Source organism: Acidimicrobiia bacterium (assembly GCA_040880805.1).
Classification (GTDB): Bacteria; Actinomycetota; Acidimicrobiia; order IMCC26256; family DASPTH01; genus DASPTH01.
Map to the genome: position 1 here is coordinate 1 of JBBDHW010000050.1, position 15,690 is coordinate 15,690.

The following is a 15,690-nucleotide window of genomic DNA, read 5'->3' on the forward strand; positions in this document are numbered from 1 at the left end:
CTTTCCGCGGATACGCGACCGCAACTCACATGGTCAATCGGTGGATCGAGGCTAAAGGGTGACTCGGTCCTAAGCGCGTTACGCGATGCGCCGACGTTCGGACGGCGCTCCGCCCTCACGCCTGACGAACGCGAGGACCTCAAGAACCGGTTGGATGCGATGGCAACTGCTGGCCGATATGACGCGGGCATCGCCGTCGCTGCCCTCGGGGGTAACGATGAACTCGTTATACAGCGCGCCATCGAGGCGAGAGATCGCGTACTTGCGCGTGCCGAGCCGGACGAGCACACGTTCAGCTTCGGCACAAACATGGTGCCCGATTCCTACCTGGTGACGTTCCTCGCACGTGAAGACCGAAGGGCATGCCTCGAGAAGCTGCTCACGATCGCCGAGGACCCTAGGGAGGCCGCACCAAATCGGCAGGAGGCGCTCATCGCCGCTTGCAACCTCGTGGTTGACGAAGACGAGGAGTACAAGGAGAAGCTCCATATTCGTAGTCATGCAGTCGCGGATGGACACCACGACGGAAGCCTGCTCGACGCTGAGACTACGCATCCGCACCCACTGAGCACGATGAAGATTGACTTTGGATCTTCGTCGCTCCGCGCAAATGGGTTGCGCCTCGCCCACTTCACGGCGATCCGCGACGACCAGAAGAAATGGGTTCGTGACCGGGCGGTTGCGATGTTGGGTAGCGACGATACCCACGAGGTCCATGCAGCTGCCCGCACCCTCGCGGGCCTGCCCGTAGAAACGCTGAGCGCGCTCGACTCAGCGCTGCTCGCCGCGCACCCGCTGCCTGTCGTGCGTCAATTGGCTGTCGTCGTTGCGACAGCCCAACCAAGCATCTACTCGGCGACGCTTGCACAGCTCGCGATGGACCCCGAAAGCAGTGTCAGGATCGTGCTGGCGCATCGGTTAGCCGAACGAAAACTGGGTGAGCACACCGGAGCAAAGACCTCGGGCGACGAGGCGACAGTCGACCAGTTGCTCGTCACTCTGAGCAGGGACGTTCGACACTCAGTACGCTTTGCTGCCGCGGGTCTCAACAGGACATAGCACGGCGGGGCGCGGTTTCTCTTCGCAACAGCACTCTCAGACTTGAGCTCGTCTGTCGTGCGAGAGCACGATCGGTCCTCCGAGCGCCGGGGGCAGAAACGCACAGATCACCGGTCGACTAGAGCCGACCACGCTTGATTGCTGCGTACCAGAGCCGGCGATCGGTGCGCGACCTGGTCGGGCTGAGCCGTCACACTCGCGGACTACGGCGCGTGGATCGTCACTCCAGACTGTCCCGCGTGAACGCCCCGTCGGACTCCCGCGACAAGGACCGGCTGCGTGCTGGGCCAACCTCTTCGAGACGTCGAACAGCGGTGGCGAACTTCATGGCGCGTCGCCGAGTAGTGCTTGACCCAACGCCACCGCGACTGCCTGGTCGGCGGCTTCGACGGCGTGCGCGTACACGCGCAACGTCATCGCTGGGTTCGCGTGACCGAGCCTTCCCGCGACGGTTCGCACGTCATGGCCACCGCTGATCGCGACCGTCGCGGACCAGTGGCGGAGATCGTGGAGGCGCCACTTCTCATCGATGCCCGCGATTCGACGCGCGCGACTCCACCAGTTTCCGATGCGATCGGGGTTTGCCGGCAGATTTCCGATGGCAAACATCCAGGGACCGAACTCCTCGCGCTCGGTACGCACCTTCGCGATGAGGTCGAGCGTGTCGTCGTCGAGCGTGACCATTCGTCTGTTCGCCGTCTTGGTGGGCGCGGCGACGAGCGTCGGCGTCGTGCGTTGGTCGGGTCGCCCGTGGCGAATGACAGCGACGCTCCTGTCGATGGTCAAGCGGTTGCCGTCGACACTGTCCCACCGGAACGCGGCGAGCTCGGCGCGGCGCGCGCCTGTCACCGCGGCCAAGCGCAATGCGAGTCCGGCGGCGGGATCGAAGCTCGTGGCGGCATCGATCACCGCGCGCACATCTTCAGCCTTCATCGACTCGCGAGGAGCACGCGCGGGCTGGGATACCGGCGCGAGGGAGGCGACGTTCGTGGTGACCCAACCCCACCGCAGTGCTTGCGCCAGCGCGGCGCGCAACACCATGTGGCGATTCCGGATCGAGCCGGGGCCGACGCCGGCCTTGCGCAGGCGCACATGCCACCGGTCGACGTCGACCACCGAAAGACGCGCTACCGCGACCGATCCGATGGGATCCTCGGCCACGAGGCGGACGCGGCTCCGCTGATCGCGCTTGGTCGCCTCGGCGCGCTCGCCTCCGCGGAGCTCCAGATAGGCGTCGAGCAGCTCGGCGACGGTTCGCCCGCGGGCCCGCGGAGCCGGATGAACGGTGAGCTCGGCAGCGACCCGCTGCGCGTCCTTCTTGCCGCCCCGCACTGTCCGGCTGACCTGGGTCGGCTTGCCGAGGTCGTCGCGACCCGTGAACGCCCGTACCTCCCACACACCGGGGCGTCTTTGGCGGATAGTGGCCATCCGCGCACTTTAGACCGAGTAGGGATGAGAGTAGGGATAGCCCTTCGGCAAAGGGCCTCAGCCGTGACGCAAGATCACCGAATATGTATACCCGATATGGCTCGTGCGATCACCAACCGCTGGATCTCGCTGGTTCCTTCGAAGATCGTGTAGATCTTGGCGTCGCGGTGCCAGCGCTCGACGGGGTAGTCGCGGATGTAGCCGTAGCCGCCGAGGATCTGGATGGCCTCCTCGGTGACGCGCACCGCGGTCTCCCCCGCCTTCAGCTTGCTCATCGACCCTTCGCCGCTCTCGAACTTCTTGCCGGAGTGCGCCATCCAGGACGCGCGCCACACGAGCAAGCGCGACGCGTCGATCTCGGTCTTCATGTCGGCGAGCTTGAACGCGATGGCCTGGTTCTCGATGATCGGGCGGTCGAACTGCACGCGCTCCTTGGCGTACTCGAGCGCGAACTCGTACGCGGCGCGTGCGATGCCGATGGCCTGCGCGCCCACGAGCGGGCGCGTGGCCTCGAACGTTGCCATGGCTGCCTGCACGCGACTGCTCCCGCCCTCGCGCGCACGCGCGAGCCGCTCGTCGAGCCTGTCCTTCCCACCGAGTAGACAGCTCCCCGGCACGCGCACATCGTCGAGGACGACCTCCGCGGTGTGGCTGGCACGAATGCCGTGCTTCTTGAACTTCTGACCCATGCGCAACCCGGGTGTACCCGGCGGCACGACGAAGCTCGCGTGTCCTCGGGCGCGGAGCTCGGGCTCCACCGAAGCGACGATCACATGCACGTCGGCAATACCGCCGTTCGTGATCCACGTCTTGGTGCCGTTCAGCACCCACTCGTCCTTCGCCTCGTCGTAGACCGCGCGGGTGCGCAGCGAGCTGACGTCGCTCCCTGCATCGGGCTCGCTCACCGCGAACGCGCCGAGCTGGATCTTCTCGGCCGTGCCGAAGCACTGCGGCACCCACTCGGCGACTTGCGCGGGCGTTCCGTTCGCGACGATCCCCGACACTGCGAGCGTGGAGCCGAGGATCGCGAGAGTGATGCCGGCGTCGCCCCAGCACATCTCCTCGCTGATGATCGGCCACGTGAGACCGGTGGGATCGGCGGACGCATTGGCGGAGAACTCCGCCGAGTAGAGGCCGATCTTCGCCGCCTCCTCGATGATCGGCCACGGGGTTTCCTCGCGCTCGTCCCACTCGTGGGCGGCGGGGCGGACGACGGTCTCGGCGAAGTCGTGCACCCACTTCTGGATCTGGAGCTGGTCCTCGTCGAGGTCGAGGGAGAAGGCAGCCATCGGCGCTCCTGACACTGGTCACTAAGTTACCGTTCGGTAACTTAGCAGCCGAGGGGCGCCGCTCGGCTCAAGCGGTCGCCGCTCGCCGTGCGCCCCGGCCCGTGCCGATCACACCGCCGATCACCACGATCGCGAGGATCGTAGGAATGACCATCCAGAACAGGCCCAGCGCCGGCAGTGTTGCCACGATGATCAGTGCGTCGGCGAGCACCACCGACTGTGACGACGGCGGCGTGCGCAGCTCACTCGTCGCCTCGAGCGGCATGGCCTGCCCGCGTCGCCGCGCCGCCACGATCGAGATGGCAACGAGAGTCAGGACGCCGGCGGCGAGCGCGACGATCGACCCCATCAGGCCGAACGCGATCAGGACGACGGCGACGAGTGCGAGCACGCAGAGAACGATCGCGCTCCGACGCGCGGGACTGCCGGTGAATGCAGGCGCGACGTCTCCGTCGAACTGAGCTCGCCAGCGCAGCCAGAGGCCGGTGAACATCGCGACCGCGAACAAGCAGAGCAGGACGGGGCCGATGGCTTGACCCGGCATCTTGCCGTTCTCGTCGACGATCACGTAGACCGCCATCAGCACGTTGAACACTCCGACGAGTACCGCGAGTGGCGTGAACCACGACTGCGTCGCCGACTCCCATGCCGCCCGAATACCCGTCGGTCGTGTCGATGACTCGCCTCGGTGCTCTTTCATCGCTCGTCCTTCCTCGAAACGCCACATGAGGTCACCAGGAACACCTCGGAGTGTGCGCCCCGCAATCGACATCCGGAGACCGCGCGTGCTGGCGCCGTTGCTCACGTGCTGTTCGAAGACGTCGGACGCGATCTCGTCACAGCGGGCGACACGCGTTTCGTCGGGGAGCCCGCGCGTGTAGCGCGCGACCCAGCGCTCGGGAAGCGTGCTCACGGCGACGCGAGCCCAGGACGAGGGTTCGCACGAGACGTCTGCGCCCGGTCGGCTTCCACGAGCGCGGCCTCGCCGAGACCGGTGATGCGGTACAGGCGACGCCGGGGACGCCCCTCGGCCTCGGCGATCTCCGCGTCCTCCCACCGGCTCGTGAGCAGACCTGCGTGTTCCATGCGCGCGAGGGCGCGGTACAGGGTGCCGTGGGCGGTGAGACGCCGGGCAGCCTCTTGCTCCCGAATTGCAGTCGCGAGGGCGAAGCCGTGGAACTCGGGCTCGCCCGCTCGTTGCGCCGACAGACCCGCCCCGAGGATCGACTGCTCGATCGGCAGCAGTGTTCCGAGACGTCGGCGTGGCACGGCCCCAAGAATAAGCAGATATCTGCTCATTGTCAAGAAGGCTCGCGCGCCGGACGCGGGGGGGGGGGCGGGGGGCCACGTTCGGGGAGACCGGAGCTCAGGGTACGTCGGGGTGAGCCCGGCTCCGAGCGGAGCGCGTCAGCTCTGGACTTACGCTCCGCCCTGTCCGAAGTGATGGTCCAGGACCTTGTCGACCCGAGCCTCCACCTTGCCCTTGAGCTCGTCGCCCTTGGCCTGGTCGATGCGGCCGTTCTCAACGGCCTTGTCGATCGCGGTGTTGGCGGCGTTGACCAGTGCGGTCTTCACGTCAGCCGGGTTCTTGCCGAGCGACGTGGCGTACTCGTTGATGCTCTGCCCACCTTTGAGGGCGGCGCGGAGGTCCTGCGTGGACACACCGAGGGTGTCGGCAGCGATCTTGGCGCCGTGGCGGCGGACCATCGCCCGCAGCCTCGGGTGCCTCTGCGCCGTGGCCGCGGGCTGACCGGAACCCGAGCCCGAGCCGCTGCCGTCGGCGGCGTACGCCATCCCCGCGGTACCGGCGGTGAGAGCGCCGGCCATCGCAACCGTGGCAACTAGCTTCTTGATCTTCATGGGTCTTCCTTCCTGATTCCCCTGCTCATGTGATTCGGCTCATCCGATTCGACCGGGCCGGGGGGTTCGGCCCACGTCAACTATCAAACCGCCGGAACATCAGGGGCGTGTGAGGCGAACGGCAGCCGTCCGCCAAGGCCGGAGCAGACAGGCGGAGCAGCCCCGAGCGCCCCGAAATGGCCTCCGGGACCGGTGGTAGCGTCCGCGCGCCATGGCCGAGGACGTCACCGTCGCCGTCGAGGACTCCGTCGCCACGGTCGAGTTCCACCGTCCTCCGAACAACTTCTTCGACGTCGAACTCATCCGTGCGTTGGTCGACGCCGTGTTCGCGCTCGACGACGATCCCGAGTGCCGCGCCATCGTGCTCTGCTCGGAGGGCAAGAACTTCTGCGCGGGCGCCGACCTCGGTCCGCAGTCCGACCTCGTGGACCAGACCGCAGATCTCTACGCGCAGGCCGTGCAGCTCTTCTCGGCTCGCAAGCCGATCGTCGCCGCGGTGCAGGGAGCCGCGGTGGGAGGTGGACTCGGACTCGCGCTGGCAGCCGACTTCCGCGTCGCCACGCCGGAGTCGCGGTTCAGCTGTAACTTCGCGAAGCTCGGCTTCCACCAGGGGTTCGGCATCTCGGTGACCCTGCCCGCGATCGTCGGCCAGCAACGTGCGCTCGAGCTGATGTACACCGGCGGCCAGGCGAGGGGCGCCGAAGCGCTCGCGATCGGACTGTGCGACCGCCTCACCAGCCCGGAGGACCTGCGCGACGCAACGCGGGAGCTTGCGACCGAGATCGCGGCGTCGGGTCCGCTCGCGGTGCTGGCCATCCGCGAGACCATGCGCGGCGATCTCGCGCACAAGGTGCGCGAAGCAACGAAGCGCGAACACGAAGCGCAGCAGACACTCCGACAAACCGACGACTTCCGTGAGGGTGTCGCCGCGATGGCCGAGCGACGCCTGCCGAGCTTCACAGGGCAGTAACGCGGTGGCACCGCACGCGCCGGCCGGCATCGACTTCGACGGACTTGCCCCGTGGTTCACCGCGAACGTGCCGCAGTTCCGGCCGCCCTTCACGGCCGAACAGATCGTAGGTGGACGTTCCAACATCACGGTCCGGCTCACCGATGCCGACGGACGCGACTGCATCATCCGACGACCACCGCTCCACAGCGTGCTGGCTACTGCGCACGACGTTGGCCGCGAGTATCGCATCATCCATGCGCTCGGCCCGACCGACGTGCCGGTCCCCGAGGCGTTCGGCAACTGCACCGACGAGGCCGTCATCGGCGCGCCGTTCTACGTGATGGAGTACGTCGAGGGCATCGTCCTCAACGACGTCGGCACTGCGTTGCACACACTCGACGAAGCCGCTCGGCGGAACGCGAGCAACTCGGTCGTCGACGCGCATGTCTCGCTCCACGCGGTCGACGTCAATGCGGTAGGTCTCGGTGACCTCGCGCGCAAGGACGACTACATCGGTCGCCAACTCCGGCGCTGGCACCGGCAGTACGAGCAGACAAAGACGAGCGACGTTCCCGGGCTCGAACGCGTCTACAAGTTCCTGTCGGAGCGCATCCCGGAGCAACGAGAGAGCACCATCGTGCACGGCGACCTGCGGCTCGGAAACTGCATCATCGACCAGCACGGCACCGTGCTCGCGGTGCTCGACTGGGAGCTGTGCACGCTCGGTGACCCGCTCGCCGACATCGGGTACCTGCTCGCGACGTCGCCGGAACCGAGCGACGACGTGATCTCCGACAACTACTCCCCCACCATCGCGCCGGGATTCGCGACACGCGCCGAGGTGGCCGAGCGATACCAACGCGCGTCCGGTCGCGATCTCTCCCAGATCGAGTACTACATCGCGTTCTCGCAGTGGAAGCTGGCGTGCATCCTCCAGGGAGTGCTGGTGCGAGCGGAGGCCGGGGCGCAGGGCGAACGGGCCGGCGATCTCGATCCAATGCGAAGCCGTATCGAGATGTGCGTGATGCTCGCCGAGCGGCACGCCTCGAGGTTGTAGAAGGAGGTTCTGCAATGACGACGAATACCACGACCGTCGCCGGATACAGCCACGTCACCGTGATGGTCGACGACCTCGACGCGGCCGTCACCTTCTATTGCGATGTCCTCGGCTTCGAGGTGTTGCCGCGGCCCGCGGAGTTCGGCCCCGGTGCGTGGCTCCAGGTGGGCTCCGCCCAGCTCCACATCGGCGTTGTCGACCGGATGCCCGAAAAGGGCCGCGGGCTCCCGCACTTCGCGCTCCTGGTACCGGCCGATGTCTTCGACACGACCATGGCCGCGCTCGAAGAACGCGGCATCCCCTTCCTCATGGGTCCGAGTGCCCGTACCGACTTCGGCCGCCCCGTGCGCGCCGCCTTCATCCAGGACCCGTCCGGGAACGCGATCGAGCTCCCCGACGTCGACCCCGCCCCATTATCCGCACCCGCCCTACCTGCTTGATGGGTCGCTCACTCCGCGCCGGGATACCGGGCTCGTAGCCGTTCGCTCGTAGGGTGTCGCCCTTGGATCGGCGCACGTTTCTCGTCGCGGCTGCCGCGAGCATTGCGGCGCTGGCGTGCTCCGACGGCGGAGGCGACACGAAAGCAAGCGGTTCGACCACGACCGTCGCGCCGACAACCAGCAAGGCGGCGGCGCGTGCCAGGTTCGTCGACACCGGGCCGCACGATCGTGACCGAGTCGCGCTCACGTTCCACACGAACGGCGATCTCTCGCTCGCGCAGCAACTGCTCGACGTGCTCACCGCGCGAGAGGTGTTCATCACCTCGTTCGTCGTGGGCAATTGGCTCGACGCCGATCCCACGTGGGCCAAGAAGCTCCTCGACGCGGGCCACGAGCTCGCGAACCACACCTACACCCACCCATCGTTCTCGACCCTCTCCCCGGACGCGATGCGCGACGAGATCGTTCGCTGCCGCGACGCGCTCGCGAGGCTGTCGGGTTCGCCGGGCGCCTTCTTCCGCCCGTCGGGTACCGATGACGGCACGGCCGCGCCCCCCGACGTCGTGCTCGACCTGGCGCGTGAGGCCGGCTACCGCACCGTGCTCGGCTTCGACGTGGACCCGCTCGACTACACCGATCCGGGTGCTGACGCGGTCGCGACGCGGACCCTGGCAAGGATCGGACCGGGCTCGATCGTAAGCATGCACTTCGGCCATCCGGGCACGATCGCAGCGTTGCCCCGCATCCTCGACGGGCTCGACGCCAAGAACCTCACGCCCGTCACCGCGTCGAAGCTGCTCGCCTGACCATGGGTCGCTCGCTACGAATCGGGATACCCGATTCGCTCACGCTCGCTCCTGACTACATCGCGGCGCGGCCGGACGCCGAGGTCCACGACGCGAAGAGCGCCGCGTAGGGCCCTTCGCGGCGGATGAGCTCGTCGTGGGTGCCGAGCTCGGCGAGGATGCCGTCCTCGACCACGCCGACGCGATCGGCGCGCGCGGCGGTAGACAGCCGGTGCGCGACGACGACCACCGTGCGATTCTCGGTGAGTCGCTCGAGCGCGCGCTCGACCACACGCTCGGTTCCAGGATCGAGGTTCGAGGTCGCTTCGTCGAGTACCAGGACAGCAGGATCGGCGAGGGCGGCACGCGCGAGCGAGACGAGCTGGCGCTCCCCCGCCGAGAGGCGCGACCCACGCTCGCGGACTTCCGTGTCGAGCCCTTCCGGCAGCGTCTCGAAGCGCTCGCGCACACCGAGCGCGTCGACCGCCGCCTCGACCTCGCCGTCGGTGGCATCGGGCCGCCCGACCCGCACGTTGTCGCGCACCGTGCCCGTGAACAGAAAACCTTCCTGCGGCACGACCACGATGCGGTCGCGCAGTGAGCGGAGGGTCGCGTCCCGCAGGTCGACGCCTCCCATCGCGACCGAGCCCTCTCGAGGGTCGTAGAAGCGAGCCACGAGTTTGGCCAGCGTGGACTTCCCGGCACCCGTCGGGCCGACCAACGCCAGCCGCTCACCGCTACCGATTCGAAGGGAGACATCGTGGAGCACGTCGGCACCGGAGCCGTACGCGAACGAGACATTGCGAACGTCGAGCGCGCCATCGGCGGGGAGATCGACCGCGCCGGTTCGCTCCACGATCGACGGCTTCACATCGAGCACTCCGAAGAGCTTCTTCAACGCCGCGCCGGCCGACTGGACGATGTTGTACTGCTGGCTCAGCTGCTGGACGGGCTCGAACAGGTTGTTGAGGTAGAGCACGAACGCGGCGACGGTGCCCACGCTCACGATGCCTTCGCCAGCGAAGTACCCGCCGAGCCCGACGATCGCCGCGGTCGCGGCGATCCCGAGCCCTTCCATGAACGGGAAGTACCGGGTGGAGATGCGGATCGTCTCCATGTTCGCCTCGTATTGCGCCTCGTTCGTCGTCTCGAATTGCCCGGTGAACGCCTGCTCCCGGCCGAAGGCCTGCACGACCCGCACACCCGCGAGGCCTTCTTGAAGCGTTGCGAGGTTCGTGCCGATGCGCTCTCGCACCTCGAGGTATGCCCGGTTCGACTCGCGCCGGAACCAGCGCGTCGCGTACACGGCGGGTGGCACGACGATGAGCGTGCACAATGCGAGTTGCCAGCTCATCACGAAGATCACGATGACCGCGCCCAAGAACAGGAGCGCGTTCATCACCATCGACGTGATCCCCGCCTGGACGAGCTCCTGCAGCGCGTCGATGTCGGACGTCATCCGGGCGACGAGTCGGCCGGTCTGTTCACGCTCGAAGTAGTCGAGCCCGAGATCGAGCAGGTGCCGGAACACTCGCACGCGGAGATCGCGGAGGAACGTCTCGCCGATCTGCGCGGTGAAGAGGATCGCGAGCCGTCCGAACCACAGTGCGGCCACGGCAACCACGACGTAGAGAGCTGCCGAGAGGTTGAGCACACCCGCGTCGTGGGCGTCGAGCCCGGCGTCGATCGCGTGCCGCACGAGCGCGGGGCCCGCGAGCAGGCAGCCGACCTGCGCGCCGATGCAGAGCAACGCGAGGGTGATGCGACCCCACCAAGGCCGCAGCAGACGCATCGTTCGCCGCGCGACCCGCTGCGCCTCGCCCGGTTCGAACTTGTCCTCGTCGGACACGGCCATCGTGTTCCACGCCATCAGGCGCGCCCGCCAGTCGTCGATCCCGGGGCGGCGGCGCCGGCTTGCGCGAGCACAGCTCGATACAACGTCGAGCGATCGAGCAGCTCCTCATGGGTGCCCTGTTCGGCTACGCGCCCGTCGTCGAGCAGCACGACGCGGTCGGCGAGCGCGATCGTCGCCGGCCGGTGAGCGATGATGATGGTCGTCCGCCCCGCCATCACTTCATGAAGTGCTGCACGAATCTCGTGTTCCTTCGTGGGATCCACCGACGACGTGGCGTCGTCGAGAATCAGCACTCGCGGATCGGCAAGAACCGCGCGGGCGATCGCGATGCGCTGTCGTTGTCCGCCAGACAGCGAGTAGCCGAACTCGCCGATCACGGTCTCGTACCCCTCGGGGAGCGCGTCGATGAAGTCGGCGGCGCCCGCGAGACCCGCGGCGCGACGAACCTGGTCGAGTGGGGCGTCGGGGTTGGCGAACGCGATGTTGCTCCGCACCGTGTCGGAGAAGAGGAACGTCTCTTCGAAGACGATCCCCACTGCTCGGCGAACCTCGTCGAGCTGGAGTTCCCGCACGTCGATGCCGTCGAGCAGGACTCCACCGTCGTCCACGTCGTAGAAGCGCGGAATGAGACGCGCGACCGTTGTCTTTCCGCTGGCGGTTCGCCCGACCAAGGCGACCGCCTCACCCGGATGGAGCGTAAGGTCGAAGCCGTCGAGCACCACCGGTCCGTCGCCATAGCGGAACCGCACGCCGACGAAGCGCAGTTCGCCCCGGCCGTCGACGGGTAGGCGCCGACCGTGAGTGGGTGACGTGATCTGAGGATCGGTGGCGAGGACTTCTGACACACGGCCCGACGCCGCCATCGCGCGCGCGGCCTGCGCGACGAGCTGACCCGCGAGCCGCAACGGAAAGATCAACATCACGATGTAGAGGTTGAAGGCGATGATGTCGCCGACCTCGAGATTGCCGTCGAGCACCTGATGGCCGCCATACCAGAGAATCGCGGCGAGCGACAGCGCGGGGAGGAAGTCGAGCGCGGGCAGGAAATTGGCGCGCAGCTTGGCCGCAGCGAGCGCGCGGTCGCGCACGGCTTCGGCTTCTGTCTCGAGCCGACGCGCCTGAAGTCGTTCGGCACCGAATCCCTTCACCGCGCGGATACCGCCGACGGTCTCCGCGACGACGCCGGAAAGATCGCCGAGCTTCTCCTGCTGCTCCATGCCGATCGGTGCGAGCCGACGCGAGAAGCGCGCCGCAACGATGTTGAGGAGCGGGAGCGCCCCGAGCGCGAGCAACGCGAGCACCGGGCTCGCGAGCACCATGACCACGGCGACACCGATGAGGATGAGGACACTCGACAGGCTCATCGGCCCGAGCGTGAGCCATTGCGTGATCTGGTAGAGGTCGGTGTTCGCGCGCGCCATCAGCTGGCCCGTCTGCGCCTCGTCGTGGAACGCGAAGTGCAGCAGCTGCAGATGTGCGAAGAGTCGCGCCCGCAGATCGGTCTCCACCCGGTACGACATCCGGAAGGCGGTGTACCGGCGCAGACCCATCCCGATCGCCTGGAACACACCGGCCACCAGGATGAGGAGCGAGAATTTCACGATCGCGCCGCTGTCGTTCGGCACGATTCCCTGGTCGACTGCGCCGGCGATGAGCAGCGGCACCGCCAGCTTCGCGAGCGTCCAAGTGAGCGCGGCGACCACGCCCATCAGGACCCAGAACGACTGCGTGACCAGTGCGGCGCGAAGGAGACGCCGACCGTCGCGGCGTAGCGCGCGGTCGCGGTCGACCATGCGCTGCGAACCGCGACTCACTCGACCTCCTACATGGGTCGCTCACTACGAGCCGATACCCGGCTCGCGGCCGTTCGCTCCGGACAACACCGGCGACCTCGACCGGTCAGGCTACCAACCGGTCGCGAACGGCCCCACGTAACTATGGGACTACCCGGGTGTGTCGTGCATCGCCCGCCACACCAGCTCGGGTGTGCAGGGCGGGTCGATGTTCGTCACACCAAACGGCGCGAGCGCGTCGAGAACCGCGTTCCACACCGCGGCGATCGAGCCGGTGGTACCCGACTCGCCGATCCCCTTCGCGCCGAGCGGATTGTTCGGGCTCGGCGTAACGGTGTGCGCGGTGCGGAACGACGGCAGATCGGACGCCGCGGGTACGAGGTAGTCGAGCAGCGACGCGGTGAGCGGGTTGGCATCGTCGTCGTAGCGAACACCTTCGTACAGGATCTGCGCGATGCCCTGTGCGAGGCCGCCGTGCACCTGCCCCTCGGCAAGCAACGGGTTGATCACCACGCCACAGTCGTCGACCGCCACCAGCTCGCGCAGCGTGACACCACCGGTCTCGCGATCGATCTCGACCGTAGCGACGTGACACCCGAACGGGAACGATCCGAGCGAGTCGAAGTCGAGCTCGTGCGAGAGCGGCGTCGCGCGCCGCGTGGCTTCGGTCGCGATCTCGGCCCAGGTGAGCCCGCTCGCGGGTACGCCCACAACTCCGAGGCGGCCGTCGTCGAGCACGACGACGTCGTCGGGCGATGCCTCGAGCATCTCCGCGGCCAGTGCGCGGGCACGCTCGAGGACGACCTCGGCCGCTTCCCGCACCGCCGAGCCGGCGAGTTGCGCAGAGCGGGACCCGAAGGTACCGACACCGTGGTCGACCAGCGCGGTGTCGGAGTGCACGACGCGCACGACCTCGAAGGGAACACCCAGGGTGGCCGACGCGATCTGCGCCCATGTGGTCTCGTGACCCTGCCCGTGGGGAACGCTGCCAGTGACCACGGTGACGGTACCGTCGGCGTGCACCTCGACCGACCCGAACTCGCTGCCGCGTCCCGACGTCTCCACGTAGCACGCGATCCCGATTCCCAGCAGCACGGCGTCAGGATCTTCGCGGCGGCGGCGCTGCTCTTCGCGGAGCGCGTCGTAATCGGCGAGGCGCAACGCTTCGTCGAGCGCGGCTTCGTACTCGCCACTGTCGTACGTGGTGCCGGTGGCGGTGGTGAACGGAAATGCCGAACCCGGTGGGAAGTTGCGCCGGCGCAGCTCCACCGGATCGCTGCCGAGCTCACGCGCCATCGCGTCGACCGCGCGCTCGACCAACGACGCGGCCTCGGGTCTCCCGGCACCGCGATAAAAGCCGGTCGGCGTGCAGTTCGTGACGACGGGCGTCACTTCGAAGTCGATCTTCGGGATGGCGTACACGCCCGACGACATCATGCGCGTGATCGTCGGGATGAACATTCCCCGCGTCGCGTACGCGCCGACGTCGGCGAAGCCTCGCACCCTCAACCCGGTGAACCTGCCGTCGCGCGTCGCGCCGAGCTCCACGTCGTGCACCTGGCCACGGCCGTGTGTCATCCCGAGGAGGTTCTCGCGCCGGCTCTCGGTCCATCGCACGGTGCGGCCCACCTTGTGCGCGAGGCCGGCGACCACCAACTGCTCGGGGTACACACCGCCCTTGGCGCCGAAACCGCCGCCGATCCACGGGGCGCGCACGCGCACCTGCGGGGCATCGAGACCGAGCGTGCGGGCTACCTCACGCTGTACACCGAAGACGGACTGCGTGGACGCCCAGACGGTGAGCGACCCGTCGGGCTCGGGCACCGCGACGCAGCCGTTGGCCTCCATCGTCACCGGTGCCACCCGCTGGTGCGCGACCCGAACCCGGGCCACGACGTGTGCATCGGCGAAGAACTCGTGGTCGGGTCCGTCCGCGGTCGCGCCCATGAGGTTGGTGCCGTGCTCTGGGAACAGCAGCGGCGCGCCGTCCGCCGCGGCGGCGATCGGATCGGCCACTGCGGGGAGCGGCTCGATCTCGACGACCACTTCGTCGGCGGCGTCGAGCGCGTGGGCGAGCGTGCCCGCGAGCACCACGGCCACCGCCTCACCCACGAAACGGACGCGGTCGACCGCCAGCAACGGCCGCTCGAGCCCTTCCTCGCCGGAGGCGCGCTTGCCCGGGAGATCGAGATCGGCTGCGGTCCACACCGAGTGCACGCCCGTGCACGCGGCGGCTTCCGCCGTGTGCACGGCTTCCACCGTTCCGTGGGCAACGTGCGATCGCACGAAGACGGCGTGGAGGGTGTCCTCGATCTCGAGGTCGGCCATGAAGCGGGCACTGCCCGTGAGCAGACCCGGGTCCTCCGAACGGAGCACCGAGTGGCCGAGGACAGTCCGCGTCATAGGGAAGGACGTTAACGTGTTGGATTAGATTGACGGGTCGGGCGACCGGTCTCCGAGACCGGCGGCGACCCGGGAGCCACGGGAGGAAACCATGGCCGTCACGAGTACCGACCTCAGCGACATCGATCTGCTGGACCCCGACGCGTTCGTGGCGCAGAAGCACCACGAGTGGTTCCGCCGGCTGCGAGAAGACGCCCCGGTCTACTGGTACGAGGACGATCCCGGCGAGGGCTTCTGGAACGTCGTGAAGCACGAAGACGTCGTGCTGGTGAACCGCGACTCGGCGCTCTTCTCGTCGCAGATCGGCGGCACCCAGATCTTCTCCCGCCGCCGGGCGAGGGAGATGGGCATCGAGATCGACGCCGAAGCAGAGGCGAACGCTGCAGTACGCGGCGTGATCATGCTCGAGATGGATCCGCCGAAGCACACGCGCTACCGCCTGCTCGTCAACAAGGGCTTCACGCCGCGCATGATCGGCCTGCTCGAGCAGGCGCTCCGTACCCGAGCCACGCACATCGTCGACCAGGTCGTCGAGCAAGGCAAGGCCGACTTCGTGGTCGACATCGCCTCGGAGCTCCCACTCCAGGCGATCGCCGAGATCATGGGCGTGCCGCAGGAAGACCGAGTGAAGCTCTTCGAGTGGTCGAACCGCATGATCGGCGCGGGTGACCCCGAGTTCATGGGCGACGACAGCGGCAACGCGATGGCCGAGCTCTTCATGTACTCGAACCAGCTGGCCGAGCAGCGTCGCGCGGATCCGCGCGACGAC

The 15,690-nt window shown here is 67.8% G+C and carries 14 protein-coding genes; 6 read left to right on the forward strand and 8 right to left on the reverse strand.

The annotated features are described in order from the left end of the window. The coding region (locus WD271_13395; GenBank protein MEX1008826.1) for a hypothetical protein at positions 1-1,059 on the forward strand (1,059 nt) is incomplete at its 5' end. A gap of 324 nt (positions 1,060-1,383) precedes the next feature. On the opposite strand, the gene WD271_13400 is transcribed toward WD271_13395, so the two are convergent. From WD271_13400 to WD271_13420, 5 genes are all read right to left on the reverse strand, one after another. Beyond that, positions 1,384-2,487, reverse strand: a complete 1,104-nt coding sequence (locus WD271_13400; protein ID MEX1008827.1) for a site-specific integrase — start codon at positions 2,485-2,487, stop codon at positions 1,384-1,386. A gap of 74 nt (positions 2,488-2,561) precedes the next feature. Continuing rightward, complete coding sequence (locus tag WD271_13405) at positions 2,562-3,776, reverse strand: acyl-CoA dehydrogenase family protein (GenBank protein MEX1008828.1); 1,215 nt, start codon at positions 3,774-3,776, stop codon at positions 2,562-2,564. 67 nt (positions 3,777-3,843) lie between these two features. Next, a complete protein-coding gene (locus tag WD271_13410; GenBank protein MEX1008829.1) occupies positions 3,844-4,689 on the reverse strand; it encodes a hypothetical protein in 846 nt (281 codons plus the stop codon). Next, complete coding sequence (locus WD271_13415; protein ID MEX1008830.1) at positions 4,686-5,045, reverse strand: helix-turn-helix transcriptional regulator; 360 nt, start codon at positions 5,043-5,045, stop codon at positions 4,686-4,688. Before WD271_13415 ends, WD271_13410 begins: the two co-directional genes overlap by 4 nt. 150 nt (positions 5,046-5,195) lie before the next feature. Then, positions 5,196-5,636 carry a hypothetical protein gene (locus WD271_13420; protein ID MEX1008831.1) on the reverse strand — a complete coding sequence of 147 codons (441 nt, stop codon included), beginning with the start codon at positions 5,634-5,636 and terminating at the stop codon, positions 5,196-5,198. 211 nt (positions 5,637-5,847) lie between these two features. On the opposite strand from WD271_13420, the gene WD271_13425 reads away from it, so the two are divergent. The 4 genes from WD271_13425 (at position 5,848) to WD271_13440 (ending at position 8,891) form a co-directional block, all read left to right on the forward strand. Further along, the gene (locus WD271_13425) at positions 5,848-6,606 is read left to right on the forward strand and encodes an enoyl-CoA hydratase/isomerase family protein (GenBank protein MEX1008832.1); all 759 of its coding nucleotides are present in this window, start codon (positions 5,848-5,850) and stop codon (positions 6,604-6,606) included. 4 nt (positions 6,607-6,610) lie between these two features. Further along, positions 6,611-7,645: a phosphotransferase family protein gene (locus WD271_13430; GenBank protein ID MEX1008833.1), complete on the forward strand. Its 1,035-nt coding sequence runs from the start codon at positions 6,611-6,613 to the stop codon at positions 7,643-7,645. A gap of 14 nt (positions 7,646-7,659) precedes the next feature. Beyond that, complete coding sequence (locus WD271_13435) at positions 7,660-8,085, forward strand: VOC family protein (protein ID MEX1008834.1); 426 nt, start codon at positions 7,660-7,662, stop codon at positions 8,083-8,085. 62 nt (positions 8,086-8,147) lie between these two features. Then, entirely contained in the window at positions 8,148-8,891 is a 744-nt protein-coding gene (locus WD271_13440) for a polysaccharide deacetylase family protein (protein MEX1008835.1), read from the forward strand. Between the two features lie 55 nt (positions 8,892-8,946). On the opposite strand, the gene WD271_13445 is transcribed toward WD271_13440, so the two are convergent. The 3 genes from WD271_13445 to WD271_13455 form a co-directional block, all read right to left on the reverse strand. Beyond that, positions 8,947-10,725 carry an ABC transporter ATP-binding protein gene (locus WD271_13445; GenBank protein ID MEX1008836.1) on the reverse strand — a complete coding sequence of 593 codons (1,779 nt, stop codon included), beginning with the start codon at positions 10,723-10,725 and terminating at the stop codon, positions 8,947-8,949. Between the two features lie 14 nt (positions 10,726-10,739). Next, positions 10,740-12,539: an ABC transporter ATP-binding protein gene (locus tag WD271_13450; GenBank protein MEX1008837.1), complete on the reverse strand. Its 1,800-nt coding sequence runs from the start codon at positions 12,537-12,539 to the stop codon at positions 10,740-10,742. A gap of 129 nt (positions 12,540-12,668) precedes the next feature. After that, positions 12,669-14,921, reverse strand: a complete 2,253-nt coding sequence (locus WD271_13455; protein MEX1008838.1) for a xanthine dehydrogenase family protein molybdopterin-binding subunit — start codon at positions 14,919-14,921, stop codon at positions 12,669-12,671. A gap of 91 nt (positions 14,922-15,012) precedes the next feature. Between WD271_13455 and WD271_13460 the strand changes: the two genes are divergently transcribed. Further along, a partial coding sequence (locus WD271_13460) for a cytochrome P450 (GenBank protein MEX1008839.1) occupies positions 15,013-15,690 on the forward strand: 678 nt, incomplete at its 3' end.